Genomic DNA, 25,328 nt, shown 5'->3' with positions numbered 1-25,328 from the left:
TTGGCCATGGAATTCGAACTCACCGATGAACAGGTCATGCTGCGCGACACCGTGCGCGACGTGCTGGCCCGCAACTACGACCCGGAGTCCCGGCTGAAGGTGACCGACACCGAGCTGGGCTGGAGCCGCGACGTGTGGCGCCAGCTCGCCGAACTCGGCGTGCTCGGCCTCGGTTTCGCCGAGGAGGACGGCGGCGTCGGCGCTGGTCCGGTGGAGACCATGGTCGTGCTGGAGGAGATCGGTCGTCGCCTCGCGCCGGAGCCGCTGCTCGACGCGGTCCTGCTGCCGGGTGCGTTGATCGGTCTGGTCGGCAGCGCCGAACAGCGGCAGCGGGTCCTGCCCGACGTCGCTTCCGGCGAGAAGCTGCTCGCCTTCGCGCACGCGGAGCCCGGTGTGCGCTGGCCGTCCACCGATCTCGCGACCAGCGCAGCCGCCGAGGGCGACGGCTACCTGCTGACCGGCGTGAAGAACCCGGTGGCGCACGGCGATTGCGCCGACGAGCTGGTGGTCAGCGCGGTGCTGCCGGGCGGCGGCGTCGGGCTGTTCCTGGTCGCCGCCGACGGCGAAGGAGTGTCCCGCAAGACCTTCCGCACCGTCGACGGCCAGCGCGGCGCGCAGATCACCTTCGACAAGGCACGCGCCGAACTGCTCGGCGACACGGCCGATGCGTCCGAGGCGGTGCGGATCGCGCTCGGTCACGCGCACGCCGGTCTGTGCGCCGAATCCATCGGCGCGATGGAGGAGTCGCTGCGGCTCACCACCGAATACCTGAAGACGCGCAAGCAGTTCGGCGTCACGCTGTCGAAGTTCCAGACGCTGACCCAGCGGGCGGCGAACATGTACGTCTCGCTGGAACTGGCGCGCAGCATGAGCCTGTACGTCACCGCGTCGCTGGCCGACGGCACCAACGATCCGGTGGTCGCCTCGCGCGCCCGCCTTCAGGTCGGACGCGCGGCACGGCACGTCGGGCAGGAGGCCATCCAGATGCACGGCGGCATCGGCGTCACCGCGGAGTACCCGGTCGGCCACTACGTCGCACGGCTCACCGCGATCGGCCGGACGCTCGGCGGCGATCTCGACCACCTGAAGGTGCTCAGCGCCCGGGTCGGCGACTACGACCTGCCGGAGCTGTAAGACCGCTGGGATCGGGGCGGCGGTGCGGGCGAAGGCGCCCGTGCCGCCGCCTTATTCGTCTTCTTCCCCGGTGGAGTTCGACCGCGGTGTGGCGGTCGGGCGGCGGGTCGTCGGTTCCTCGTCCTCGGTCGGCGGCGGTGTCGTGGCCGACAGTGTTCGCCGCGTGGTCGTCGGTTCCTCGGTCTCCCTTGGCGTTTCGGGTGCGCCGGTGCGCGGCGTCGTGGCGCGCTCGGACGAGGTGCCGTCGATCTGCGATTGTTCTTCCGGCGGAACGGTCATCGTGCTGTATCCGGCGGGCCTGCGCGGCGGCCCGGCGGGCGCCATCTGCCAGGTCGGCGAGGGCGGAATGACGATGCGCGGCACCGTGGCGCTGGAACCGTCGTCGTGGACCACGGCCGCGGCGGCCGGGCCGTCCTTGAGCGGCGGTGGCGGGACGTAGGTGTCCTCGCCGCCGAGCCCGCAGGAGCCGATGAGGACCAGACCGACCGAGACCGCCCCCGCTGCGATCGCCGGACCCGCGATCTTGGCCCTGCTGCTCTCCATCCGGGACACTCCTCGTCAGTTTCGAGTGGCCTCACCATAATCCAGGTGTGCCGGCCGGGCCAGACGGGCGGGTCGGTGTCGGCGCGCCTCGGCGACACTTTTAAACATTGATAATTCAGATATCGAATTGATCTCGTCGGCGTGTCGCGGGCACGTGTCGCGGCACAACGACGTCTACGGGCCGTAGCGTATGTGATCGAAGTTACGCGTGAGACGCCTATACCAGGATGAGAGACGCGCTGGTCGAGCTGCGCGAGGGCAACACTCTGATCGGCGTCACCGAGGAGAAGATGATGGGAGCATACTCGACCTCTCCGCTACCGGCGGCCGACGCGACCGCCGAAACGGCAGAACCTGCGAAGCAGGAAGTGTCGAAATCGCCCGCAGGCGCCGTGTCCACGATCGTGGCGCGGGCATTGGGCTGGCTGTTCTTCCTCGGCGGTGTCGTCGGGGCAGTACTCGGCATTGCGGGGTTACACGTCGAGATCACCGTCGCCGGACTGATTCTGGCGTGCACCGCGGGGCTCGTGCTGCTGAAGATCCGCGCCGACAGCGGGAGCCGAAGCGGGGCGGACTGATTCGGACCCGTACGCCGAATGCGGATCGAGATCACCGAAGACGCGGTCGCCTACCGTGCCGCGACCGAGTCCTTCCTGAGCCGTGATCTGCTGCGGCACACCGTGATCGCCACGGGGATCGCCAACCACGTCGAACGTCGGCAGGCGGCCGGCGTGCGGTCGCGCTTCCTCTCCGTGCGCGCCGCGGACGGTGCGGTCGTCGGCGTCGCCATGCGGGCCGGCGGCCGCGAGGTCTACCTCGGCGAGCTACCCACCCCGAGCCTGCGTCCGGTCGCCGAGGCGTTCGCCGCCGCGGCTCCGGACAACAGCGGCGTCGAAGGGATCGTCGCCGACGCGGAGGCCTTCGCCGAGCATTGGTGCGCGCTGCGCGGGACCGAGCGCCGTGAGCTGTTCCGCACCAGGCTTTTCCGACTCGGCGAGCTGCGTTTCCCCGCGGCCGTCGAGGGCGGGCCGCGCCGGGCGATGGGCCGCGATGTCGCGCTGTGCGTCGAATGGTCCGAGGCCATGCACATCGAAAGTGCTCTGCCGCCGCCGTTTCCGAGCCCGAGCGTCGTTCGAGGACGCGTCGCGGCGGGACGCTGGTGGTTGTGGGAGGTCGGCGGGCGTCCGGTGAGCCTTGTCGCGCACCAGGTTCCGGTGGGCGGCTTGGCCCGTATCGGTCCGGTCTACACACCGCCCGCCGAGCGCGGCCACGGTTACGCGTCCGCGCTCACCGCGCATGTCTCACACACCCTGCGTCGCAACGGCCTCGACGTCTGCCTGTTCGCCGACCTGGCGAATCCCACCTCGAACAAGATCTACCGCGCGATCGGCTACGAGGCCGTCCACGAATTCGCGAACTACGTGTTCGAGTAGCCGACGACCCATTCGAAGGCCGCCGCTTTGGAACGCGCCCCCTCGGCGGTGCGCGAGCGGTTCGGTTCGCCGAGCTCGGTGAGCAGGCTCCCGGTCAGCTCGACGAGCGCGGCCAAGGTGGCGGGGGCGAACCAGTCCGGGCGGGTGGCGAACAGGATGTCCTCGCTGGAGGTGTTGCCGCTCGCGCCTGGCGCGAACGGGCAGCCGCCGAGTCCGCCGAGCGAACCGTCGACCATGCCCGCACCCGCGCCGATCGCGGCCAGCGTGTTGGCAACGCCCATACCCCAGGTGTCGTGGCCGTGGAACACGATGCGGCGCTGCGGAGTCCGCTCGCGAACCGCCGAGATCAGCGCGGCCACCTGGGCCGGATGGGCTTGGCCGAGGGTGTCGGCGAGGACGATGTCGCCCGTGCCCTCGGTGCGCGGGTCGTTCGCGATCGCGAGCACCCGCTCCGGATCCACCGGGCCGTCGAACGGGCAGGTGAAGCTGGTCGCCAAGCACAGCTGAATGGCGCCGCCCACCTCGTGCGCCAAGCGCACCGCCTCCGGCAGCACGGCCATGCTGTCCTCGGTGGCGCGGCCGATGTTGGCCTGGTTGTGCGCGTCGGAGACCGAGAAGCAGTACTGGAAGTTGCGCACGCCCGCCGACGCGGCCTTGGCGACGTGGCGCGGCGTGGCCACCCAGACCCAGCAGCGCTCCAGCTCTTCCGGGCTCAGTGCCGCGACGAGGTCCATGGTGTTGGCCATGGGCGGCACCAGATCGGGCCGCGCCATGGAACCGATCTCCAGCGCGGGCACGCCGAGCGCGAGCAGGCGGCGCACGATCTCGACCTTCCGCTCCACCGGAAGCGTCTTGCCGGTCAGCTGGAGGCCGTCGCGCAGGGTCACATCGCGCAACACCACGTTGTCGGTCATCGCCGGTCCTCCCGCGCCTGCGGCGGCACGCACATCACGCCCGCCCACGGCTTCTGGTTCGCGCCCGCCGGATTCGGGTGCACCGTCGGCCGCACGTGTCCCGGCGCCCGCAGCTCCCACGACTTGCGGCCCGTCGGCCTGCGCCGACCCCGCCTGCGGCTCATGCCAGCACCTCGCCCTCGCCATACCCCGCCGCGGCCGCGATCTCGGCTTCGCTCATGCCGAGTAGGCCCGAGAGCACCTCGCGGGTGTGTTCGCCCAGGTCGGGGCCGACGTTGCGGATGGGAAGCGACTCGCCGCCGATGACCGGCACGATGCCGGGGAAACCGACCGTCTTCGGCTCCGGTTCGCCGACGTCCACCGGGAAGGGCTGAATCATGTTGCGGGCCTTGTACTGTTCGTCGGCGACAATGTCGGCGGCGGTGTAGATCGGGCCGCACGGAATGCCCGCGTCATCCAGGATCTTCAGCGCCTCGTCCCTGGTGTACTTGATCGTCCATTCGCCGATCGAGGCGTCCAGCCGCTCGCGGTGGCGCCAGCGGCCCGCGTTGTCCTGGAGCTCCGGATCGGCCGCCAGGTCGGGCCTGCCGATCACCCGCATGTAGCGCTGGAAGATGGCGTCGCCGTTGCCGCCGATGATGATGCTGAAACCGTCCCGGCAGGGGTAGGCGTTGCTCGGCGCGATGCCTTCCATCCGCCCGCCGACGCGTTCCCGGTTGATGCCGTAGGCCAGGTAGTCGGGGACCAGCGATTCCATCACCGAGAGGATCGCCTCGTTCAGCGCGACGTCGATCACCCTTTCGGTCAGCGGCACGCCGTTGGTGCGCTCGCGCTGGAACAGCGCCATCACGGTGCCGAAGGCGGCGTAGATGCCCGCGATGGAATCACCGATGGAGACGCCCACCCGGACCGGGGGACGGTCCGGGTCGCCGACCAGTTCGCGCAGGCCGCCGACGGCCTCGGCGACCGCGGCGAAACCGGGCCGCGACGACATCGGCCCAGTCTGCCCGTAGGCGGAGATCCTGGTGATCACCAGGTCGGGGTTGGCCTCGTTCAGCGCCTCGGGCCCGAGGCCCCATTTCTCCAGCATGCCCGGCCGGAAGTTCTCCAGCAGCACGTCGCAGCGCTTCACCAGGTCGAGCACCACCGCGCGGCCCTCGTCGGTGCGCAGATCCAGGGTGATCGACTTCTTGTTCCGGTTGACGGTGCGGTACAGCATCGAGGTGTCGCCGCCGTAGAGCCGCCAGTTGCGCAACTCGTCGCCGGCCTTCGGCCGTTCCACCTTGATGACCTCGGCGCCGAAGTCGCCGAGTATGCGCCCGGCGGTCGGCGCCGCGATGTAATTGCCGAGCTCGAGGACGCGAACTCCGTCCAACGGCCGAATACTCATGGCCAATAGTGTGGACTAATCGGGCTCCCGACCTCGGCCCGCCCTCGGTCTCGCGCCGTGCGCGCGTATCGGGGACCGGGGGCGGGCTTCGGCGCATTTCGCCAATCAGGCGGCGCGGGAGACCTCTTCGACGATCGAGTAGTGCTCGGCGTTGCCCGCGACGACGGTGCTCGGTGCGCCGTCCACGCCGACCGGGACGTCACCGGCCAGCGTGATGCGGGTCAGCTTGCGGGGCTGGTCGTCGTAGTCGTCGACGGCGTAGTGCTGGGTGGCACGGTTGTCCCAGATCGCCACGTCACCGAGCTGCCAGTTCCAGCGGACGGTGTTCTCCAGGCGGGTCACCCGATCTTGGAACAGCCGGAACAGCGCCTGGGACTCGGCACCGGACAGGCCGACGAAGTTCTTCACGAAGTGCCCGGCCAGCAGCGCCCGCTCGCCGGTCTCGGGGTGCACCCGCACCACCGGGTGCTCGGTCTCGAAGTAGGTCGACTCGAACTCGGCGCGGTACTCGGCGGTGTTCGGCCGGGCCTTGCTCCCGTGCGCGGCGGCGTAGTCGTACACGTTGGTGTGCACCGCGCGCAGGTTCTCGGCGAGCAGCTTCAGCGGCTCGGGCAGCGACTCGTAAGCGGCAACGGTGGAAGCCCAGGTGGTGGACCCGCCGTAGGTCGGCAGCGTCACCGCGCGCAGGATCGAGGCCTTCGGAATGCGATCGACGAACGTGACGTCGGTGTGCCAGCTGTTGGCTCTGCCGTACTCGGAGTCGATGGCCAGGCTCTTCACACCGTGCGAGGTGACGGTCGGGTGCGGTGTCGTCGGCGTGCCGAGCAGGCTCGCGAACTCGTACTGCGCGTCCTCGGTGAGGTGCTCCTGGCCGCGGAAGAAGACGACCTTGTGCTCGAGCAGGGCGCGACGGATCACCTCGATCGACGCCGCGTCCAAGTCGCCGCCGAGCCGGACGTTGTCGACCTGCGCGCCGATGCGGGCGCCGAGCTTGGTCACCGAGATTGTGGGGGCGGGTGCGATCGTCATGTGTGGTCACCTTCGCTGATCCGAACGGGTTGTGCGTGGTAGAGCACATCACTCGGAAAAGGGAGGTGACCAGGGTTTTCGTCGGGGTGATCGCAAGGGGTGGGTCCCGCGCACCGGCCTGGCCGATGCGCTGATCTCGAGTTGCCTACCGGTCGTGGCAGCGGCTGTCGGCCGACGCTCAGCCGAGGAAGCGGCTGAGGAAGGTTTCCACGCCCTCGGTCAGCAGGCGGTCCGCCGAATCGGGCGGAAGGTGGGAGCCGAGGGAGCCGACGATCAGGTGCGGGTAGATGGTCAGCGCGAAGAACTGGGTGACCGCGACGTCCATGTCGGGGATGTTCAGTTGCCCTCGGTCGTGCAGATCGCCGAGCAGTTCGGCGGTCGCGGCGGCCGACAGCGCGGGGCCGCGCTGCTGGTAAGCCAGGCCGAGGTCCGGGAAGCGGCGGAGTTCGCCGGTGACCAGATTCCGCAGCGCCAATCGGGAGGGATCGGTGGCGGAGTCGATCAGGCTGCGGGCGGCGCGCAGGAGCGCCTCGCGCGGATCCACGGTGTCGGTGAGTTCGGCGCGCACCTCCGCCAGACTCGCCCGCGCCTCGTCCATGGCCTCGCCGACGACCTCGGTGAACAGCTCTTCCTTGCTCGGGAAGTGGTTGTACACGGTCACTTTCGACACGCCCGCCGCGGTGGCGATGGCGTCCATGCCGGTATCGAACCCGGAGCGAATGAACAGCTCCCTGGCTGCGGTCAGGATCGCTTGCCGACTGCGCTCGGCGCGTTTGCCGGTTGGTGCCGGGGTGCTGCTGTGTCGGGCCACCAGGCCATTCTAGTCACAACTTAACACTTGAGTACAGTTTTTCTTTACTGTACAGTTCAGTTAACTTATCTCTCGAAGGTGTAGGAGTACCGCGATGACCCGGAATTCGACAGCCCCCTCCGCTCGCACCCTCCGGGTCGCCGACGCGACCCTGCATTACGAGGTGCGCGGGCATGGCCCGCTGGTAGCGCTCATCGGCGCGCCCATGGATGCCGACGCTTTCGCGCCCCTGGCCGACCTGCTCGCCGCGGACTACACGGTGCTCACCACCGATCCGCGCGGCAGCAATCGCAGCGTGCTGGACGATCGGGAACAGGACACCACCCCGGAACTGCGCGCCGCCGATCTGTCCGGACTGCTGACCCACCTCGATGCCGGGCCCGCGGCGGTGTTCGGGTCCAGCGGCGGTGCGGTCACCGCGCTCGCGCTCGCTGAGTCGCGGCCCGATCAGGTGCGCACGGTGATCGCGCACGAGCCGCCATTGGTGGAACTTCTCGACGATGCCGAGAGCCTGCACGCGGGCACCGAGGACATGATCGCCACCTACCTGCGCGGCGATGTGCTCGGCGCCTGGGGAAAGTTCATGGCGCAAGCCAACATTCACCTGCCCGACGGTGTACTGGAGATGATGTTCGGCGGTGAGCGCGATCCGCGCGCTCTCGGCGACGAACGCCGGTGGTTCGCCCACGAACTGCGGGCGACCACCCACTACCGGCCCGATACCGACGCCCTTCGCCGGTCGGGCATCCCGATCGTGGCCGCCATCGGCGAGGACTCCACCGGCCAGCTCTGCGATCGCACCACACGCGCCCTGGCCGCGGCCCTCGGTGTGGAGCCGACGCTGTTCCCGGGCGATCACACCGGGTTCGCCCAGCAGCCGGACCGGTTCGTCGAACCGCTGCGCGCTGTGCTGCCCCCGGCTTGATCAGCCGCGGCCCTCCAAAGAGGCTCTACCAGGGTTTCCGTTGGCGTGATCGCAACGGCGGGGTGCTTCGGCGGGCACTCCGCCCGGTACATGGCCCGGACGCGCCCGCGCCACGTCCGCTCGCCTGCCACACATCCTGTGTACGCCTCACATAGCCAGTGCCTGTGTGAGGCGTGCGAAACCTGTGTGCCATCACCCCGCGCGACGGTACGGCAGCTGGTGTGCTCAGCATGGCGAGCCAGCCGCCCCCGCTGGATCAGCCGACGTGCTCGCAACGTACGGAGCGCTTCGGCGCACCACCGCCGCGGCACGTGGGGGGCCCGGGCGTGCCCGCGCCGCGGCGTGAGTTCGGTGCCGCGTCCGCTCGCCTGCCACACATCCTCTGTACGCCTCACATAGCCAGCGCCTATGTGAGGCGTGCGAAACCTGTGTGCGACCACCCCGCGCAGACCCGCTGGATCAGCCGACGTGCTCGCAACGTGTGGGGTGCTTTGGCGCGCACCACCGCCGGGGCCCGGGCGCGCCCGCGCCGCGGCATTGAGTTCGGTGTCACGTCCGCTCGTCTGCCACACATCCTGTGTACGCCTCACATAGCCAGTGCCTGTGTGAGGCGTGCAAAATCTATGTGCGACCACCCCGCGCGACGGTACGGCAGCCGGTGCGCTCAGCATGGCGAGCCAGCCGCCCCCGCTGGATCAGCCGACGTGCTCGCAACGTGCGGGGTGCTTCGGCGGGCACCCCCGCCCGGTACGTGGCCGGCCGCGCCCGCGCCGCGGCGTGAGTTCGGTGCCACGTCCGCTCGGCTGCCACACATCCTGTGTACGCCTCACATAACCAGCGCCCTGTGTGAGGCGTGTGAAACCTGTGTGCCACCACCCGCGCGACGGTATGGCAGCCGACGTGCCCAGCATGGCGGGCTAGCCGCCCCGGCTAAATCAGCCGACGTGCTCGCGGAGGTAGGCGAGATCGTCGGCGACGCCCTCGGCGGGAGTCTCCAGCACGACCGGCGCGTCCGCGCTGCGACAGACCTCGGCGAGCAGTTGTGGGTCGATGGTGCCGTCGGCGAAGTTGGCGTGGCGGTCGGCGCCGGAGTTGAACTCGTCGCGCGAGGAGTTCAGGTGCACCAGGTCGATGCGGCCGGTGATGGCCTTGATCCGGTCGACGACGCCGAGCAGTTCCTCGCCGCCCGCCCAGGCGTGGCAGGTGTCAAGGCAGAAGCCCGCGCCGAAGTCGCCGACGGCGTCCCACAGCCGGGCGATGGTGTCGAAATGCCTGGCCATGGCGTGGTTGCCGCCCGCGGTGTTCTCGATGAGGATCGGCACCGCGAAGCCGCCCTTGTCCTGCTGGCGTTCGAACAGCTTGCGCCAGTTGTCGATTCCGGTCTCCACCTCGGCGTCGGAGCGGACGTGGCCGCCGTGCACGACCAGGCCGAACGCGCCGAGTTCCGCGGCGGCCTTGGCCTGCTGGGCGACCGCGTTGCGTGAGGGCATCCGCAGCCGATTGTTCAGGCTCGCCACGTTGATCTGATAGGAGGAGTGCACCACCACATCGATCGGGCTGGCGAGGATTTCCTCGGTCCTCGGGTGTGGGACGGGTTTGTCCCAGCTCTGCGGGTCGACGACGAACATCTGGATGACATCGGCGCCGAGTTTCTCACCGAAGCCGATCGGATCGCTGTCGAGCCGGACGTGTGCTCCAATGCGCATGGGGCTCAGCGTAGTGGGCGGCACCGACATCGCGGGAAACCGGCGATACGGCGGCGAATAGCCGAGAATCGAAGGACTGTTGCGCCCACGTGGTTCCGCGAGATACATCGGTAGGATCCACGTGCTCGACCCGATGAGGGGGGTGAATCACCTTGCTGCGTACTGGCGAGATCTTTGCCGGTTACGTCATCAAGCGCGTGCTCGGACAGGGCGGCATGGGCACGGTGTATCTGGCCCAGCATCCGCGGTTGCCGCGGATGACCGCGCTGAAGCTGCTCGATCGCGAACTCTACGGTGATCTCGAGATCAGGGGACGCTTCGAGCGGGAGGCCGATCTGGTCGCCCAGCTCGACCATCCCAATATCGTCACCGTCTACGACCGCGGCGCCGAGGACGAGCAGCTGTGGATCTCCATGCAGTTCGTGGCAGGTTCCGACGCCGCGAGCGCCGACGTCGACGTGCTCGCCGCCGGACGGGCGGTGCAGATCATCGCCGAGACCGCCGCCGCGCTGGACTTCGCGCACGCCAACGGTGTGCTGCACCGCGACGTGAAACCGGCCAACATCCTGCTGGCCAAGGCGCCCATCGGGCAGCCGGAGCGGGTGCTGCTCACCGACTTCGGCATCGCGGGCATGCGCAACGCGGACACCACGCTGAGCTCGGCGGGCACCATCACCGCCACGCTCGCCTACGCCGCGCCCGAGCAGCTCAGCGGGCAGCCGCTCGACCACCGCGCCGACCAGTACTCGCTGGCCTGCACGCTGTTCTGGATGCTCACCGGCAACGTGCCCTTCCCCGGCAGCACCCCCGCCGCGGTGATGAACGGGCACATGTACACGCCGGTGCCGCCGCTGTCCCGCACCCGTCGGGGTCTGCCGCCCGCCCTCGACGCGGTCATGGCCCGCGCCCTCGCCAAACGCCCCGCCGACCGATTCCCCAGCTGCACCGATTTCGCCACCGCCGCCCGCCGAGCCCTGGCCTCCGGTTCGCCGGGGCCGCACCCGATGACCGGGCCCATCCCACCCCACACCGGCTTCGCCACCCACCCGGGCGTGCCGCCTCGCACCGGCTACGTCCCCGACGGACGTCCGCCGCACGCGGGCGTGCCGCACCCGGGCGGCCCGACGCACTCCGGCGCACCGGTGGGTACGCAGCCGTATACCGGCGGCCCGACGCACACGGGCGCACCGGCGCACGAGGGAGTTCCCGCGCAGTCCCGCGGACCAGCGCAAACCGGGGTTCCGCCGCGCCCCACACCCGGGCGATCGGGCGACCAGCCGCGCCCGGGTGTTCCGCCGCGCAGTGGCAGCCCAGCGCACGCGTCTCACCCGATGCACACAGGCGCTTCGCCTGTGCCCCCGCAGACCGGTGGTTCAGCGCACTCCGAAGCCTCCACCCCTGTTGGGACTTCCGCGCAGTCCTGCGGCCCAGCGCAATCCGGGAGTCCGCCGCCCTCCGGCACCTCGGCGCATCCGGGAGGCCACGCGCGCACGGGTGCTCCGCCGCACAGTGGCAGCCCAGCGCACGTCGGTGAACCAATGCATACCGGCTCGGCGCATGCCGGTGGGCACCCGCATCCCGGTGTGCCGCATACCGGATTCGTGCCGCCCGTGAATGGTTCGCAATCCCATTCGCCGCACGCGAGCAATCCCTCGCACCCGGGAGACAGCGCGCGCACGGGTGTTCCGCCGCGCAGTGGCAGCCCAGCGCACGTCGGTGAACCAATGCATACCGGCACCGCGGCGCACGCCGGTGCGCATCCGCATCCCGGTGTGCCGCATACCGGATTCGTGCCGCCCGTGAATGGTTCGCAATCCCATTCGCCGCACGCCAGCGATCCCTCGCACCCGGGTGCGCCTGCGCAGTCGGGTGGGGTGTTGCCGCCCACGGGTTTTGGTCCACCTTCGAACGGTGCGCCGCGTGTCGGCCGTCCTCCGCGCGGGGCTGATCCGTCGCATCCGGGTGTGGCTGCGCAGTCGGGTGGGGTGTTGCCGCCCACGGGATTCGGGCCGCCCGCGCACGGGGCAGGCGAGGCTCATCCGTCGTACGCGAGCGATCCGTCGCACTCCGGCGGGCCGCCGCAAGCGGGTGGGTTCGCGCCGCGCGCTGACGGGGCACCGTCGAGGAGTGTTCCGCCGCAGGCGAATTCGCTTCCGCATGCCGGTTCGCCGCCCCATGCCGGTGTCCCGGGGCATCGGGGTCCCGCGAATCTGCCGTGGCCGGGCGGTTTCCCGCCGCACACCGGAGGGCCCATGGGTCCGCAGCGCGCGGTGGATCTGACCCGTGGCGCCGGTCCGCACGGGACCGCCGCGTATCCGCATCCCGCGGCCCCGCGCCCGCGGACCAACCCCCCGCAACCGGTGGGCGACCGGTCCCCGGGTGGTTCGCCGGACGCCGGACGCCCGACGGGTCTACCGAGGACACTTCCGCTGCCACCGGACGCGGTCATGCCGGACGGTGGGGCCGAGCAAGCCATCGCGCCCGGCACGGGGACCGAGCAGGCGGCTGCGCCGGGTACCGGGGCCGGGCAGCCGCAGGCGTCGTCGTTCTCCGCTGGCAGCGTGCGGTCGAACCATGGTCGCCCTTCGGCTGGGGTTGGGCAGCCGCACGGGTCGTCGCCCTCGGCTGGCGGCGAGCGGTCGAACCATGGTCGCCCGCCTTCGACTGGGGCCGGGCAGCCGCACGCGTCGTCGCCCTCGGCTGGCGGTGCGCACGCGAACCATGGTCGGCCTGCGGCCAGCGCCGGGCGGGCGGATACGTCGTCGTCCTCGACTGGCGCCGGGCGGGCGGATACGTCGTCGTCCTCGACTGGGGCTGGGCGGGCGGATACGTCGTCGCCCTCGACTGATGCGGGACGGTCGAACGCGTCGCCGCCGTCGGTCGGCACCGCACGGCCGGACGCCTCGGTATCGAGTGCCGCTGGTGAGCAGGGCACAGGATCTGATGGACGAAATGCCTTGCCGAACAGTGAGTCCGGGGCCTCCAATGGAGGACGGGGAAGTGCCGGGCCTGGCGCGCGGCACACGTTCGCGGCGGACGGAAACGCGGGAGGCTTGGCGACCCCTGAGGGCGCACGTCCCACCCCGCCGCGACCGCAGACCCGCCGTACCGCCCGACCGATCACCATCGCCCTGCCGGACAGGGTGCGGCGGGGGCGGAGCGCACCCGCTGGTCCGGGGGTGGGAAACGGCCCGCAACCACCCGAACCACGCCCTCCGCCATAGCTTTTCGCTATTGATGTCGCCTGGCATACCCCCGTCTCCTCGGGCATCCGGAGGCCGCGCGACTGCTGCTAAGGTTTCGATGTTTTCCGTGGTCGGGTAAGCGCTGACCGCGCATTCTTATGCTGTACGCCTGTTCCCGGCGGGTCCCGGTGCAGGCGGGAATTGGAGCAGACATGCTGGCCAGCGGTGAGGTCTTCGCCGGCTATGTCATCGAACGGCAATTGGGTCGCGGTGGCATGGGTTCGGTGTACCTGGCGAAACACCCGCGGCTGCCGCGGATGACGGCGCTGAAGCTGTTGAACCGAGAATTGTTCTTCGACAAGGAGGTGCGGGCGCGGTTCGAAAGGGAGGCGGATCTGGTCGCCCGGCTCGACCACCCCGGCATCGTCACGGTCTACGACCGCGGTCTGGAAGACGATCAGCTGTGGATCTCGATGCAGTACATCGACGGCATCGACGCCGCGTCGGTGGATCCGAAGACGCTGCCGCCCGAGCGCGCCGTGCAGATCATCAAGGAGACCGCCGACGCGCTGGACTACGCGCACGGCATGGGCGTGCTGCACCGCGACGTGAAGCCGGCCAACATCCTGCTCGCCCGCTCCACCGGCGGCCGCGGCGAGCGGGTCTACCTGACCGACTTCGGCATCGCCCGGCTGCGTGACGACACCGGCCATCTCACCCAGACCGGCACCTTCACCGCCACGCTGGCCTACGCCTCGCCCGAGCAGCTGACCGGCGCTTCTCTCGACCACCGTTCCGATCAATACTCGTTGGCCTGCGCGCTGTTCTGGTTGTTCACCGGCAGCGGTCCGTTCGCGGCGACCAACCCGGCCCAGGTCATTCAGGGGCACCTCCAGTCGGCGCCGCCCGCGCTGAGCAGCGTCCGCCCCGGGCTGCCGTTCGCGCTGGACGGTGTGCTCGCCAAGGCGATGGCCAAGCGGCCGGACGATCGCTTCGCCAGGTGCTCGGAGTTCGCCGCGGCCGCGCAGGCCGCGCTGTCGGGTCAGAGCGTGCCGTCCATGCCGCTGGTCGGCGGCCCGCGTCCGGTCACCGCTCCGCCGCAGCCGATCTCGGGTCCGCACCCGATCACCGGCGGTCCGATCCCGGTCACGGGCGGCCAGTATCCGGTCGGCCCGACGACCAGCGGTTCGCAGCCGCTCACCGGCCAGCCCATGACTACGCCGCAGGGCGCCATGCCGACCGCGACCGGTCCGCACCAGCAGACCGGTCCAAGCGGGCAGTACCCGCAGCAGCCCGGATTCGGGTTCGCGCCGCCGCCCGGTCCGCCGATGGGCGGCGGTCATCCGATGGGCGGTGGCCATCAGCCGCCGCGTAAGTCGAACACCGGACTGATCGCCGCGTTGGCCGTCGGTGTAGTGGTGCTGATCGCCGTCGTCGTCGGCATCGTCGTCGCGGTGAGCGGCGGTTCGTCCTCCGGTAGCGGCGGGACGACCACCACCGCGCCGGTCACGACGACAAAGCGTCCGGTGACCGCAGACGCCGCCGCCATCAGCAACGAGTTCCCCGGTATGGTTCCGGCCGACAAGGATGGCGACACCGGCTACAACGGCGCCACCTGCGGCTCGTACTCGCCGGACCGTCCCTCGGTACCCACCGACGGCACACCGGATTTCGGTAACTGGGCCTACCAGTGGGACTGCTTCGGCGGCGGCAACAACGACGACCCGTTCTTCACCATCTACGTCTACAAGACGGCCGCGGACGCGCAGGCCGCGCTGAACAACCTGCCGTCGGACGCCACCAAGTCGACCGACAGCAACGGCGGAAAGTCCTACACCAACTACAAATTCGAGAACAGCGGCCCGAAGATGGTCACCGTCTTCACCGGCGACCCGGATCGCGGGCAGTTCCTGATGTACACCGACGGCATCGTCGGCACCATCGACGAGGTGCTGCGCTGGTGGCGGTCGGCGCCGCTGAACTGACGGATGCTGGACAACGGCGCGGTTTTCGCCGGGTACACCGTCGAACGCCTCCTCGGGCGCGGGGGCATGGGTTCGGTGTACCTGGCGCGGCATCCGCGATTGCCGCGGTGGACGGCGTTGAAGCTGCTCAATCGAGAGTTGTTCTTCGACACCGAGATTCGGGCCAGGTTCGAGCGGGAGGCCGATCTGGTCGCCCAGCTCGACCACCCGAACATCGTCACCGTGTTCGACCGCGGGGTGGAGGGCGAGCAGCTCTGGATCTCGATGCAGTACGTCGACGGTGTCGACGCGGCGTCGCTGGACGCCAGCGCGCTGCCGCCGCGACGCGCGGTGCAGATCGTCGCCGAGACCGCCAAGGCGCTCGACTTCGCGCACGGCAAGGGCGTACTGCACCGAGATGTGAAGCCCGCCAACATCTTGCTGGAGCGGGCCGAGGGCGGTCTGGAACGGGTGTTCCTCACCGATTTCGGCATCGCCCGCTTCCGCGACGACACCGGCAAGCTGACCCAGACCGGAACCTTCACCGCCACCCTCGCTTTCGCCTCGCCCGAGCAGCTGTCCGGCGCGGTGCTCGATCACCGCTCGGACCAGTATTCGTTGGCGTGCAGCCTGTTTCGCATGCTGACCGGCACCGTGCCGTTCGAGGCGAGCAACCCGGTCGCGGTGATCCAGGGCCACATGCAACAGCCGCCGCCGCGACTCGGCGCCGTCCGCCCCGGTCTGCCGCCCGCGCTGGACGCGGTGCTGGCTCGTGCGCTCGCCAAGCGCCCGGACGACCGGTTCGACTCTTGCGCGGAGTTCGCCGAGGCGGCGCGGCGGGCGCTCGCCGATCCCGGCTCCGGTCCGTTCCCGTTGGTGGACAACGATTTCGACCACCGTGCATCGGTTGGCTCGGCGCAGCGCCCGGCCCCGCCGACGACGCCCGGGTACTCGGTAGCCGCTGAGGGCTACTCCGCGACGCCTACCGCCTATTCGACCCCGCCGACACCCGGTCGTCCGCACCCGCCCGCGGCTCCGCGCGAAGAGTGGAACGGATACGCGTCCTCGCCCGCCGCCACTTCGACTACCGCGCCCGGGCCGGGAGCAAACCATTGGGCGCACAGTTCCGGCGCCGGTTCTTCGTGGGAAGCCAGGCCGAACGACCAGGCTGCCTGGCGGGAGTACCCGGACCGGTCGGGCTCACGGCAGGATTCCGCATTCGGCAGTGCGGCGCAGGCGCATTCGTCGCATCACCAGCTACACGCCCCGGGCGTCCACGGACGTGCACCCTCCCGGTCCCGCCGCACCGCGGTGATCGGCACCGCCGTCGGCGCGACGCTCGCCCTCCTCGCCGTCACCGCGCTCGTCCTCGATCGCGGTTCAGCGGAACTGGGCGCCTCGGCTCCGTCGACCAGCGCCGCCGAAGCGGCACCGTCGACCCAACGCCCCGCCAAGACCAGCGCGGCGCCGACGACCTCGAAGAACTACGACGACGACGCTCTCGTCGACAACATCGCGCTGATCAGCAAAGCGTTCCCCGGCATGACCCCCGAGGTGGACGAGGACAACGTCGTGCACACCGGCCCCGGTCACAACGGCTCGACCTGCTTCGCCCACGACGAGGGCTCCGCGAACGCGATGGACGCGGGCGCACCGGATTTCGGCGGCTGGACCGCGTACTGGTACTGCTTCGGCGGGCCGAACAAAGCCAGCTACCAGCTGTTCGTCTACCGCTCGCCCGAGGACGTGCAGGCCGCCGTCGACGCGCTGCCCGCGCACACCAGATCCACCGCGGAGCACGGCCGCGAGAGCTACACCAACTACCTGCTCGACGGTCACCCCGCCGCCAAGCGCCCCCGCATGATCACCGTGTTCACCGGCGCGAAGAAGCGGGAGAACTTCCTGATGTACAGCGTCGGCTTCATCGCCACGATGGACGAATTCATGAACTGGTGGCGCACCGCCCCGCTGAGCTGACCGCGCCCTGGCCCGCACGCAGGAGTCTCGGAGATCTTCGACTGGTTCGCGGCGGTGTCGCGAGCGCGCGGCCCGGTAAAACGGGCCGCGCGCAACGAGTCTCGGAGAACTACCGCTTCTAGAGCGCCGACTCGATCGCCGAAACCACGGTCGGGTCTTCGGGTTTCACGGTCGGACGGAAGCGCGCCGCCACCTTGCCGTCGCGGTCGATGAGGAACTTCTCGAAGTTCCACTGGATGTCGCCCGCGGCGCCCTCGGCGTCGGCGGTCTCGACCAGCTCGCGGTAGAGCGGGTGCCGGTTCTCGCCGTTCACGTCGGTCTTCTCCAGCAGCGGGAAGTCGACGCCGTAGGTGGTGGAGCAGAACTCCTGGATCTCCTCGGCCGAGCCGGGTTCCTGGCCCATGAACTGGTTGCACGGCACCCCGATCACGGTGAACCCGCGCGGCCCGTAGGTCTGCTGCAACTCGACCAGCGCCGAATACTGCGGCGTCAGACCGCATTTGGACGCCACGTTGACCAGCAGCACTGCCTTGTCACCGGCCAGCTCGCCCAGCGTCGTCGACGCACCGGTCAGGGTCCGCAGCGGAATTTCCCGAATGCTCACTTGTCTCGCACCTGCCATTCTGTGATTTCGTGGGCCGCCCTGCGCGTCACGCTACCGGATCGGCGGATGGGCGAGCTCCGGCGAAACCGTCGCGATTCAGCGGAGCCGGGTGCGTCGCATCAGCCGCAGCGTGGTCAGGGTGGTCTGTAGCTGCTTCTCGTAGGGCAGTCCGGAGCGCGCGGCGAGGACTTGGCGCTTCACCACACCGATGTTCACCGTGTCGGTGTACTTCAGCAGACCCTGGTCGCCGTGCCTGGTGCCGACGCCGGATTGTTTCACCCCGCCCGACGGCGTGGCCTTGGCGGCGTATGTAGTGACGAAACCGTCGTTGACATTGATATTTCCCGATTCCAGCAGCCCCGCGATCCGCCTGCCGCGCGCCAGATCGGACGTCCACACGCTGGCGTTGAGCCCGTAGTCCGTGTCGTTGGCGAGCCGCACGGCCTCCGCTTCGTCGCGGAACCGGTAGACGCTGACCACCGGCCCGAAGGTCTCCGCCGTCGCGTGCGTCATCTCGGGGGTGACCCCGGTCAGCACGGTCGGCTCGTAGAAGGCGGGCCCGATGTCCGGTCGCGCCCGGCCACCGGTGTGCACGGTGGCGCCCTTCGCACGCGCGTCCGCAACGTGCTCGGCCACCCTGGCGAGCTGATCGGCGGAGACGAGGGAGCCGAACTCCGGCGCGTAGTCGTACGCGGCGCCGATCTTGCTTCCGAGTTCCTCGGCCGCCGCGACCAGGCGGCGCAGGAATTCGTCGTGGATCCGCTCGTGCACGTAGATCCGCTCGATGTGCATGCAGGCCTGGCCGGAATTGGCGAACACCGCGAACGTCGCGCCCGCGATCGCCTCGTCGAGGTTCGCGTCCTCCAGCACGATCATCGGGTTCTTGCCGCCGAGTTCGAGGCTGCATCCGATGAGGTGGCGGCCCGCTTGCTCGCCGACCACCCGCCCGGTGGCGGTGGAGCCGGTGAACATGACGAAATCGGATCCGCCGATCAGCGTCGGGCCGACGTCCGGACCGGTACCGCACACGACCTGGAACAGCCCGCGCGGCAACCCCGCTCGATACAGCAGCTCGACACCGAACAGCGCGCACAGCGCGGTCTTGTTGTCCGGTTTGAGCACGACGGCGTTGCCCGCGATGAGGGCGGGCACCGAATCGGAGAGCGCGATCGCGAACGGGAAGTTCCACGGCGCGATCACCGCCACCGCACCCTTGGGCCGGTGTTCCTCGTACGAGGTGGTCACCAGCGGGATCGGTCCGCCGCGCCGCCGGGGACGCAGCACCCGGCGCGCGGTCTTCAAGTAGTGGCTGATGACCATCGGCACGTCGCACGATTCCTCGAGCGCCATACGCCTGGTCTTGCCGCAGCCGATCTGGATGAGGTCGGCGATCGTCTCGCCCTCGCGCAGGATCAGCTCGTGCGCGCGCTCGAAGACCGCGAGTCTGCGGCGCAGCGGCCAGCTCGCCCACTCCCGCTGCGCGACCCGCGCGGTGGCGTAAGCAGCTTCGATGTCTTCGGGACGTGACTGCGGCAGATCACCGACATGCGCGCCGGTGTAGACCTCGGTCATCGCGAACGGCGGTCTCGCGTCCGCGCCGGTTCCCGCGGCGACCATGCCGGTCAGTCGCGCGATCAACTCCGCGGTGATGCGCGGCGGCAGGTTCGCCGTCTTCCGGTCCGTGGCGTGCGTTGTGCTCATCGGGCTCTCCAAGGCGTGCGATCGCGACGCGCCCGCCGTGCGCGTCCCTCGGTATGAATTAGAACACGTTCTCATTGTCTCATGCCGGGTTCCTCGCGCACCCGATACAACCGTCCACGCATCCGCCCGCCATCGGCGAGCTGCCGCCGCGGCGCTCGGTGGGAATGCTGCGCCATCCACCGTGGCAGTGCTGCACCCTGCACGCGGTGTCGCGGCGGCGGTCGCGCTTCACCGCAACGGCGCCTCGGGCTGCACCTCCACCAGCACCAAATGCGCCCCGCGCGGCGCCGACACCACGGCCACCACCGCAGCGGCGAGGTCGCTGGCCCGCAGCATGTGTGGGTGGCGGGCGAAACCCCACACCTTCCAGTCCTCGAGCAGCGGTCCGACGACTTCCGGGGTGGAGTCCATGCCCATATTGGTCAGCGTCGGGCCGGGCCGCACCGTGGAGGCGCGAATTCCGGTGCCCTCCAACTCCATTCGCAACTGCACCGCCATCGCCTCCAGTCCGGCCTTGGCCGCGCTGTACGCGCCGGTGCGCGGCCGCGGCTCGGGCGCGCAGTCGGAGCCGATGAGCACGACGTCGCCGCGTCGCCGCTCGAGCATGCCGGGTAGCACGCGGTGCACCAATCGCTGCGCGCCGACCAGGTGCACGTGGACCTGGCGCAGGAAGCGTTCCGGGTCCATCTCCCGCACCAGCGAGAATTCGATGTCGCCCGCGCCGGACACCAGGATCTCGGTGGGTCCGAGTTCGCGCTCCGCGGCGGTGACGAACTCGTCTACGGAGTCGGCGTCGGTGACGTCGAGCCGGTGTGCGTAGGCCGTGCCGCCGTCGGCGCGGATCTTGGCCGCGAGCTCCTCGCAGAGCTCGACGCGCCGCGCGCCGAGCGCGACCGGGTGGCCGAGTTCGGCGAGCGCGAGCGCGGTCGCGGCGCCGATTCCGGAGGAGGCGCCCGCGATCAGCGAGGGCCTGCGGTCGGGGTGGGGTTCGTAGCGGGGCATCTACCTCTCCACGGTCAGGGGAAGGGCGGCGAAGCCGCGGACATTGGTCGAGTGCACGCGCACGATGCCGCTGTCGACAACGCGGTAGGCGGGCACCCGAGCGACGAATTCACGAAGGGCGACACCGGCTTCCAGGCGAGCCAGGTGGGCGCCGAGGCAGAAGTGCACGCCCGCGCCGAAACTGGCGAGCTTGCCCTTGTCGGGCCGGTCGATGCGGTAGGTGTCGGCGTCGTCGAAAGCGGCGGAATCGCGGTTGGCCGAACCGATCAGCAGCAGCACCTTCGCGCCCGCGGGAATCGTCGCGCCGTGATAGTCGAGATCGGCGGTGGCGGTGCGCGCCACGATCTGGCTGGACGTGTCGAAGCGCAACGTCTCCTCGACCCAGTCCGGCACCAGGCTTGGTTCGGCCACCACCTTCGCGTATTCGGCGGGGTGCCGCGCGGCCCAATACAGCGCGTTGCCGAGCAGTTTCGTGGTGGTCTCGTTGCCCGCGACCACCATCAGGAACATGAAGCCGATGATCTCCTGGTCGCTGAGCTGGTCGCCGTCGATATCGGCGTCCAGCAGCGCGGAGACCAGATCGTCGCCGGGGCTGCGGCGGCGCTCGGCGACCATGTCGGTGTAGTACCCGTACAACTTGATGGAGGCGTCTACGGCGGACATCGGCACGTCGAGCACGCCGTCCTCGCGGTGCACCACCAGATCGGCGAGGCGGCGGATCTCCGCGCGATCCGGTTCCGGAACGCCCATCAGCTCGGAGATCACGTCCATCGGCAGCTTGCCCGCGAAATCCTCGATCCAGTCGAATGTTTCGCGCGCCAGCGCGGGCTCCAGATAGGCGAGGGTGATCTCGCGGATGCGCTCCTCCATCTCCGCGACCCGGCGCGGCGTGAAGCCCTTGTAGACCAGCTTGCGCATCCGCATGTGCCGCGGATCGTCCATGGCGAGGAAGGACATCACCCGGTGCGCGTGCGGTCCCCACGCGGCCGGGTCGAGCGAGACGCCGTTGGCGCTGGAGAGCCGGGTGGCGTCGCGGAATCCGGCTGTCACGTCGGCGTGCCTGGAGAGCGCCCAGAAGTCCAGATCGGGGTTGTGGAAGAGCGGCGCCTCGGTCCGCAGCCGACGGTAGGTGGGGTACGGATCGTCGTGGAAGCGGTAGTCGTACGGATCGAAGGTCAGCGGTTCCAGCGAGGCTGCCGTCATGGTGCTCTCCGATGATTCCGTAACGAGTTCTCGCGCTGAACAGGCGAAGGCGCTGTCCGCGAAGACACATAGCTGGACATGTGTCTGGACAGTACCAGCGCGCGAATTTCGAGACAATGGATGCGAAGCATTCGGTCCCGTGCGAAGCCTGCGGAGATCGTCGATAGTGAAACATGTTCTTGCATCGCCGAGCGTGCCCGGACTATATTCCGTACACCTGTCCAGACAGTATCGGAGCAACCATGAACAGTCTCCTGCCCGCCGACGGGGCGCGTCTGTTGATCGACGGCAAACTCCGCCCGGGCGGCGACGGCGTGTTCGAGACGGTGAACCCCGCGACCGAGGAGACGCTCGGTGTCGCGGCGAACGCGAACGCCGCCGACATGGACGACGCGATCGCCTCCGCGCGCACCGCCTTCGACGACACCGACTGGTCCCGCGACCACGCCTTCCGCGCCCGGTGCTTGGAACAGCTGCGGACCGCTTTGCAGGACCAGGTCGAAGCGCTGCGCGAGATCACGATCGCGGAGGCGGGCGCGCCCGTCATGCTCACCAAGGGGCCGCAGCTCGAGGGGCCGATCGCGGACCTGGCCTTTCCGGCGAATCTCGCCGAAAACTACGCGTGGGAAACCGATCTCGGCGTCGCCGAACCGATGGGTATCAAGACCCGCCGGACGCTGCGCCGCGAACCGATCGGCGTGGTCGGTGCCATCACCCCGTGGAACTTCCCGCACCAGATCGGTTTCGCCAAACTGGGTCCCGCGCTCGCGGCCGGAAACACGGTGGTGCTCAAGCCCGCTCCCGACACGCCGTGGTGCGCGGCGGCGGTGGGCGCGATCATCGCCGAACAGACCGATATCCCGCCGGGCGTGGTGAACATCGTGACCTCGTCGGATCACGCTCTAGGCGCACGGCTTTCGGTCGACCCACGCGTGGATTTGGTCAGCTTCACCGGCTCGACACAGACCGGCAGGCTGGTGATGGCCGCCGCCGCGCCGACACTGAAGAAAACCTTCCTCGAGCTGGGCGGCAAATCCGCGTTCATCGTGCTCGACGACGCGAACATCGCGGGAGCCGTTGGCGTCGCGGCCTTTTCGGTGTGCGTGCACGCCGGGCAGGGCTGTGCGCTGACCACCCGCCTGCTGGTCCCGCGCGCGTCCTACGACGAGGCGGTGCAGGTGGCCGCGGCCACCATGGGCCGGATCACGCCGGGCGACCCCACCGATCCCGGCACCGTCTGCGGGCCGCTGATCTCGCGTCGTCAACGCGATCGGGTCCTCGGCTACCTGGACATGGCGCGGGCCGAGGGCGGGCGGATCGTGGTCGGCGGCCGCCGGGCCGATCGGGAGCGCGGCTGGTTCGTCGAGCCGACGCTGATCGCAGGCCTGCCCAACAGCGCGACGGTCGCGCGCGAGGAGATCTTCGGCCCGGTGCTGGTGATCATCCCGCACGACGGCGACGAGGACGCCATCCGCATCGCCAACGATTCCCCCTACGGGCTGTCCGGCTCGGTGTGGGGCGCCGATCCCGAGCGGATCCGGCGCGTCACCGAGGGCGTGCGCACCGGAACGCTCAGCGTCAACGGCGGCGTCTGGTACTCCGCCGACGCACCGTTCGGCGGCTACAAGCAGTCCGGCATCGGCCGCGAGATGGGCGTGGCCGGCTTCGAGGAATACCTGGAAACCAAGCTGATCGCCACTGCGGGCTGAAACCCGCTGGGCGGCAGAACGATCGGCAGAGTAGTTGTGGAGGACACCATGGGGCGTTTCGCCGGAAGGTCGGTCATCGTGACCGGTGCCGCACAAGGCATCGGCGCGGTCTACGCCAAGGCTCTCGCCGAAGAGGGCGCGAAAGTCGTTGTCGCCGATCGCAATGTCGAGCGCGGCAAGTCAGTCGCCGCGGAGATCGCGGCGGCGGGCGGTACCGCGGTGTTCGGTGAGGTGGATGTCGCCGACCCCGAATCCGCAACGGCACTCGCGGAATTCACCGTCGGCGAGTTCGGCGCGATCGACCACCTGGTGAACAACGCCGCCATCTACGGCGAGATGAAACTCGACCTGCTGCTGACCGTGCCGTGGGACTACTACAAGAAGTTCATGTCGGTGAACATGGACGGCGCGCTCAATATGACCAGGGCGGTGTACCAGCACATGGTGCGCGCTGGCGGCGGCTCGATCGTCAACCAGTCGTCCACCGCGGCCTGGGTGTACTCCGGCTTCTACGGCCTGGCCAAGGTGGGCGTCAACGGACTGACCCAGCAACTGGCCTTCGAACTCGGCGGTTCCAAGATCCGGATCAACGCCATCGCGCCAGGGCCCATCGACACCGAGGCCACCAAGACCGTGACGCCGGGCGTCATCGTGGACGACATGATCAAGCGGCTGCCGCTCAAACGGATGGGCACGCCGGAGGATCTGGTCGGCGCCTGCCTGTATCTGCTCTCGGACGACGCCGCGTGGGTCACCGGGCAGATCTTCAATGTCGACGGCGGACAGATCTTCCGCTCATGAACGCACCGCTGCGCGTCGGATTCGTCGGCCTCGGCAATATGGGCGCGCCGATGGCCCAGCGGCTGCTGGCCTGGCCTGGCGGCCTCACGGTGTGCGACACGAGGCCAGAGGCAGTACGGCCGTTCGCCGAAGCCGGTGCGGCGGTGGTGGATTCGGCCGCCGAGATCGCCGCCGACATCGTCTGCGTCGCGGTGCTCGACGACGCGCAGGTGCGCGCCGTGGTCACCGAACTGTCGGGCGTCGCGGCGCCGGGGACCGTGATCGCGGTGCATTCCACGATCGCCGACCGGACCGCCGAGGAACTGGCGATCACCTGCGCCGAACGCGGTATCGACCTCGTCGACGCCCCCGTCAGCGGCGGTGGGCCCGGCGCCAAACTGGGTCGGCTCGCGGTCATGGTCGGCGGTAGCGCGACGGCGTTCGAGCGGGTGCTCGAGCCCTTCGGTTGCTTCGCCGATCTCGTCGTGCACGCGGGGGAAGTCGGTGCGGGGACGCGAATGAAGTTGGCGCGCAACCTCTTGCACTTCGTCGCCTTCACCGCGGCGACCGAGGCGCAGCGGCTCGCCGAGGCCGCGGGACTGGACATCGCCACCCTGGGCAAGATCGTCCGGCACTCCGACGCGGTCACCGGCGGACCCGGCGCGATCATGCTGCGCGACCGCACCGCGCCGATCGAGCCGGACGATTTCTGGCTGCCCATCCTGCGCCACGTGCGCGACCTCGGCGAGAAGGACCTCGGTCTGGCGCTGGAACTCGGCGACCGGCTCGCGCTCGACCTGCCGCTGGCCCGCCTCGCGCTCGAGCGCCTCGGTCCCGGTCTCGGCGTCGGCGACAACACCTTCGAAAGGCAAAACTCATGACCGACAACGCCAACGGCGCAGGGGACACCGTCCGGCAGCGCGGCCTCGCCAAGATGGCCGAGGTCTACGGCACCGAATTCCAGGAGTACCCCGGCGACCACTTCGCCATGACCGCCGATCACCTCTTCGCGAACGTGTGGTCCCGACCGGGACTCAGCGTGCGCGACCGCCGCCTGCTGCTGCTCGGGGCGCTGACCGCGCAGGGCCTGATGGACACCGCGGGCATCCAGATCGGCGCGGCGCTGCGCAACGGCGAACTCACCGAGGAGCAGCTGCACGAGATCGCGCTGTTCCTGTGTCACTACGTGGGTTGGCCGAACGGCACCAAACTCGACCTGTTGGTGGGAACAATCGTGGCGCAGCAGAAGAAAGCCGCGCGGGCCGCCGCCGACAAGCCCGAGACCGCGTGACAGCGCACCGAACCACGAGGAAGCGAA

Annotated in this window: 22 protein-coding genes; 11 read left to right on the top strand and 11 right to left on the bottom strand. The window is 69.6% G+C overall.

Going from position 1 to position 25,328, the window contains the following annotated elements:
- Positions 1 to 6: 6 nt before the first annotated feature.
- Positions 7 to 1,134, top strand: a complete 1,128-nt coding sequence (locus tag CRP45_RS09985; protein ID WP_097244859.1) for an acyl-CoA dehydrogenase family protein — start codon at positions 7 to 9, stop codon at positions 1,132 to 1,134.
- Between the two features lie 51 nt (positions 1,135 to 1,185).
- On the opposite strand, the gene CRP45_RS09980 is transcribed toward CRP45_RS09985, so the two are convergent.
- A complete protein-coding gene (locus CRP45_RS09980) occupies positions 1,186 to 1,677 on the bottom strand; it encodes a hypothetical protein (protein ID WP_097244858.1) in 492 nt (163 codons plus the stop codon).
- Between the two features lie 227 nt (positions 1,678 to 1,904).
- On the opposite strand from CRP45_RS09980, the gene CRP45_RS09975 reads away from it, so the two are divergent.
- Together CRP45_RS09975 and CRP45_RS09970 are read left to right on the top strand one after the other, a co-directional pair.
- Complete coding sequence (locus tag CRP45_RS09975) at positions 1,905 to 2,255, top strand: hypothetical protein (RefSeq protein WP_084483208.1); 351 nt, start codon at positions 1,905 to 1,907, stop codon at positions 2,253 to 2,255.
- A gap of 18 nt (positions 2,256 to 2,273) precedes the next feature.
- Entirely contained in the window at positions 2,274 to 3,110 is an 837-nt protein-coding gene (locus CRP45_RS09970) for a GNAT family N-acetyltransferase (protein WP_097244857.1), read from the top strand.
- Here the strand turns inward: CRP45_RS09970 and CRP45_RS09965 are convergent.
- The 5 genes from CRP45_RS09965 to CRP45_RS09950 form a co-directional block, all read right to left on the bottom strand.
- Entirely contained in the window at positions 3,095 to 4,024 is a 930-nt protein-coding gene (locus CRP45_RS09965; RefSeq protein ID WP_097244856.1) for a beta/alpha barrel domain-containing protein, read from the bottom strand. The two genes, CRP45_RS09970 and CRP45_RS09965, sit on opposite strands and share 16 nt — an antisense overlap.
- On the bottom strand, positions 4,021 to 4,188 hold the full coding sequence (locus CRP45_RS33760; protein ID WP_157107863.1) for a hypothetical protein: 168 nt from the start codon (positions 4,186 to 4,188) through the stop codon (positions 4,021 to 4,023). The genes CRP45_RS09965 and CRP45_RS33760 overlap by 4 nt, the downstream gene beginning before the upstream one ends.
- Positions 4,185 to 5,414, bottom strand: a complete 1,230-nt coding sequence (locus tag CRP45_RS09960) for a CaiB/BaiF CoA transferase family protein (RefSeq protein WP_097244855.1) — start codon at positions 5,412 to 5,414, stop codon at positions 4,185 to 4,187. The genes CRP45_RS33760 and CRP45_RS09960 overlap by 4 nt, the downstream gene beginning before the upstream one ends.
- A gap of 105 nt (positions 5,415 to 5,519) precedes the next feature.
- Positions 5,520 to 6,443, bottom strand: coding sequence for a TauD/TfdA dioxygenase family protein (locus CRP45_RS09955; RefSeq protein WP_097244854.1), 924 nt, complete (start codon positions 6,441 to 6,443; stop codon positions 5,520 to 5,522).
- 178 nt (positions 6,444 to 6,621) lie between these two features.
- On the bottom strand, positions 6,622 to 7,254 hold the full coding sequence (locus CRP45_RS09950) for a TetR/AcrR family transcriptional regulator (protein WP_097244853.1): 633 nt from the start codon (positions 7,252 to 7,254) through the stop codon (positions 6,622 to 6,624).
- 94 nt (positions 7,255 to 7,348) lie between these two features.
- On the opposite strand from CRP45_RS09950, the gene CRP45_RS09945 reads away from it, so the two are divergent.
- The gene (locus CRP45_RS09945) at positions 7,349 to 8,179 is read left to right on the top strand and encodes an alpha/beta fold hydrolase (protein WP_097244852.1); all 831 of its coding nucleotides are present in this window, start codon (positions 7,349 to 7,351) and stop codon (positions 8,177 to 8,179) included.
- A 935-nt stretch (positions 8,180 to 9,114) separates the two neighbouring features.
- Here the strand turns inward: CRP45_RS09945 and CRP45_RS09940 are convergent.
- Positions 9,115 to 9,885, bottom strand: a complete 771-nt coding sequence (locus CRP45_RS09940) for a deoxyribonuclease IV (RefSeq protein ID WP_097244851.1) — start codon at positions 9,883 to 9,885, stop codon at positions 9,115 to 9,117.
- Positions 9,886 to 10,100: 215 nt separating this feature from the next.
- Between CRP45_RS09940 and CRP45_RS35090 the strand changes: the two genes are divergently transcribed.
- The 3 genes from CRP45_RS35090 to CRP45_RS09925 all read left to right on the top strand — a co-directional run bounded on the left by CRP45_RS35090 (position 10,101) and on the right by CRP45_RS09925 (position 17,011).
- Positions 10,101 to 13,109: a serine/threonine protein kinase gene (locus CRP45_RS35090; protein ID WP_342747018.1), complete on the top strand. Its 3,009-nt coding sequence runs from the start codon at positions 10,101 to 10,103 to the stop codon at positions 13,107 to 13,109.
- Between the two features lie 173 nt (positions 13,110 to 13,282).
- A complete protein-coding gene (locus CRP45_RS09930) occupies positions 13,283 to 15,055 on the top strand; it encodes a serine/threonine-protein kinase (RefSeq protein WP_097244849.1) in 1,773 nt (590 codons plus the stop codon).
- A gap of 3 nt (positions 15,056 to 15,058) precedes the next feature.
- On the top strand, positions 15,059 to 17,011 hold the full coding sequence (locus CRP45_RS09925; protein WP_097244848.1) for a serine/threonine-protein kinase: 1,953 nt from the start codon (positions 15,059 to 15,061) through the stop codon (positions 17,009 to 17,011).
- A gap of 118 nt (positions 17,012 to 17,129) precedes the next feature.
- Here the strand turns inward: CRP45_RS09925 and CRP45_RS09920 are convergent, their stop codons facing one another.
- The 4 genes from CRP45_RS09920 to CRP45_RS09905 form a co-directional block, all read right to left on the bottom strand.
- A complete protein-coding gene (locus CRP45_RS09920) occupies positions 17,130 to 17,633 on the bottom strand; it encodes a glutathione peroxidase (RefSeq protein WP_174554882.1) in 504 nt (167 codons plus the stop codon).
- A gap of 78 nt (positions 17,634 to 17,711) precedes the next feature.
- The gene (locus tag CRP45_RS09915; RefSeq protein ID WP_097244847.1) at positions 17,712 to 19,316 is read right to left on the bottom strand and encodes a succinic semialdehyde dehydrogenase; all 1,605 of its coding nucleotides are present in this window, start codon (positions 19,314 to 19,316) and stop codon (positions 17,712 to 17,714) included.
- A gap of 228 nt (positions 19,317 to 19,544) precedes the next feature.
- Positions 19,545 to 20,318 carry an SDR family oxidoreductase gene (locus CRP45_RS09910; RefSeq protein ID WP_067791590.1) on the bottom strand — a complete coding sequence of 258 codons (774 nt, stop codon included), beginning with the start codon at positions 20,316 to 20,318 and terminating at the stop codon, positions 19,545 to 19,547.
- Positions 20,319 to 21,521 (bottom strand): cytochrome P450, encoded by a 1,203-nt coding sequence (locus CRP45_RS09905; RefSeq protein ID WP_097244846.1) that lies wholly within the window; start codon positions 21,519 to 21,521, stop codon positions 20,319 to 20,321.
- 242 nt (positions 21,522 to 21,763) lie between these two features.
- On the opposite strand from CRP45_RS09905, the gene CRP45_RS09900 reads away from it, so the two are divergent.
- The 4 genes from CRP45_RS09900 to CRP45_RS09885 are packed head-to-tail and all read left to right on the top strand — an operon-like array spanning position 21,764 to position 25,301.
- Positions 21,764 to 23,230: an aldehyde dehydrogenase gene (locus CRP45_RS09900; RefSeq protein ID WP_097244845.1), complete on the top strand. Its 1,467-nt coding sequence runs from the start codon at positions 21,764 to 21,766 to the stop codon at positions 23,228 to 23,230.
- Between the two features lie 48 nt (positions 23,231 to 23,278).
- Positions 23,279 to 24,031 (top strand): SDR family oxidoreductase, encoded by a 753-nt coding sequence (locus CRP45_RS09895; RefSeq protein ID WP_067791604.1) that lies wholly within the window; start codon positions 23,279 to 23,281, stop codon positions 24,029 to 24,031.
- Positions 24,028 to 24,891, top strand: a complete 864-nt coding sequence (locus tag CRP45_RS09890) for an NAD(P)-dependent oxidoreductase (RefSeq protein WP_097244844.1) — start codon at positions 24,028 to 24,030, stop codon at positions 24,889 to 24,891. The genes CRP45_RS09895 and CRP45_RS09890 overlap by 4 nt, the downstream gene beginning before the upstream one ends.
- On the top strand, positions 24,888 to 25,301 hold the full coding sequence (locus CRP45_RS09885; RefSeq protein ID WP_067791582.1) for a carboxymuconolactone decarboxylase family protein: 414 nt from the start codon (positions 24,888 to 24,890) through the stop codon (positions 25,299 to 25,301). The genes CRP45_RS09890 and CRP45_RS09885 overlap by 4 nt, the downstream gene beginning before the upstream one ends.
- Positions 25,302 to 25,328: the final 27 nt, after the last annotated feature.

Source organism: Nocardia amikacinitolerans (genome assembly GCF_900215415.1).
GTDB classification, from domain to species: domain Bacteria; phylum Actinomycetota; class Actinomycetes; order Mycobacteriales; family Mycobacteriaceae; genus Nocardia; species Nocardia amikacinitolerans.
Note: the sequence above shows the minus strand (reverse complement) of the source record. Positions and strands in the feature narration are given on the sequence as shown.

What these genes read in the sequence shown, in the direction of transcription:
- CRP45_RS09940 (WP_097244851.1), bottom strand. Translation starts at nt 9,885, where the DNA reads ATGCGCATTGGAGCACACGTCCGGCTCGACAGCGATCCGATCGGCTTC.
- CRP45_RS09965 (WP_097244856.1), bottom strand. Translation starts at nt 4,024, where the DNA reads ATGACCGACAACGTGGTGTTGCGCGATGTGACCCTGCGCGACGGCCTC.
- CRP45_RS09975 (WP_084483208.1), top strand. Translation starts at nt 1,905, where the DNA reads ATGAGAGACGCGCTGGTCGAGCTGCGCGAGGGCAACACTCTGATCGGC.
- CRP45_RS09910 (WP_067791590.1), bottom strand. Translation starts at nt 20,318, where the DNA reads ATGCCCCGCTACGAACCCCACCCCGACCGCAGGCCCTCGCTGATCGCG.
- CRP45_RS09980 (WP_097244858.1), bottom strand. Translation starts at nt 1,677, where the DNA reads ATGGAGAGCAGCAGGGCCAAGATCGCGGGTCCGGCGATCGCAGCGGGG.
- CRP45_RS09890 (WP_097244844.1), top strand. Translation starts at nt 24,028, where the DNA reads ATGAACGCACCGCTGCGCGTCGGATTCGTCGGCCTCGGCAATATGGGC.
- CRP45_RS09930 (WP_097244849.1), top strand. Translation starts at nt 13,283, where the DNA reads ATGCTGGCCAGCGGTGAGGTCTTCGCCGGCTATGTCATCGAACGGCAA.
- CRP45_RS09915 (WP_097244847.1), bottom strand. Translation starts at nt 19,316, where the DNA reads ATGAGCACAACGCACGCCACGGACCGGAAGACGGCGAACCTGCCGCCG.
- CRP45_RS09955 (WP_097244854.1), bottom strand. Translation starts at nt 6,443, where the DNA reads ATGACGATCGCACCCGCCCCCACAATCTCGGTGACCAAGCTCGGCGCC.
- CRP45_RS35090 (WP_342747018.1), top strand. Translation starts at nt 10,101, where the DNA reads ATGGGCACGGTGTATCTGGCCCAGCATCCGCGGTTGCCGCGGATGACC.
- CRP45_RS09960 (WP_097244855.1), bottom strand. Translation starts at nt 5,414, where the DNA reads ATGAGTATTCGGCCGTTGGACGGAGTTCGCGTCCTCGAGCTCGGCAAT.
- CRP45_RS09925 (WP_097244848.1), top strand. Translation starts at nt 15,059, where the DNA reads ATGCTGGACAACGGCGCGGTTTTCGCCGGGTACACCGTCGAACGCCTC.
- CRP45_RS09985 (WP_097244859.1), top strand. Translation starts at nt 7, where the DNA reads ATGGAATTCGAACTCACCGATGAACAGGTCATGCTGCGCGACACCGTG.
- CRP45_RS09905 (WP_097244846.1), bottom strand. Translation starts at nt 21,521, where the DNA reads ATGACGGCAGCCTCGCTGGAACCGCTGACCTTCGATCCGTACGACTAC.
- CRP45_RS09970 (WP_097244857.1), top strand. Translation starts at nt 2,274, where the DNA reads ATGCGGATCGAGATCACCGAAGACGCGGTCGCCTACCGTGCCGCGACC.
- CRP45_RS09895 (WP_067791604.1), top strand. Translation starts at nt 23,279, where the DNA reads ATGGGGCGTTTCGCCGGAAGGTCGGTCATCGTGACCGGTGCCGCACAA.
- CRP45_RS09900 (WP_097244845.1), top strand. Translation starts at nt 21,764, where the DNA reads ATGAACAGTCTCCTGCCCGCCGACGGGGCGCGTCTGTTGATCGACGGC.
- CRP45_RS33760 (WP_157107863.1), bottom strand. Translation starts at nt 4,188, where the DNA reads ATGAGCCGCAGGCGGGGTCGGCGCAGGCCGACGGGCCGCAAGTCGTGG.
- CRP45_RS09885 (WP_067791582.1), top strand. Translation starts at nt 24,888, where the DNA reads ATGACCGACAACGCCAACGGCGCAGGGGACACCGTCCGGCAGCGCGGC.
- CRP45_RS09920 (WP_174554882.1), bottom strand. Translation starts at nt 17,633, where the DNA reads ATGGCAGGTGCGAGACAAGTGAGCATTCGGGAAATTCCGCTGCGGACC.
- CRP45_RS09945 (WP_097244852.1), top strand. Translation starts at nt 7,349, where the DNA reads ATGACCCGGAATTCGACAGCCCCCTCCGCTCGCACCCTCCGGGTCGCC.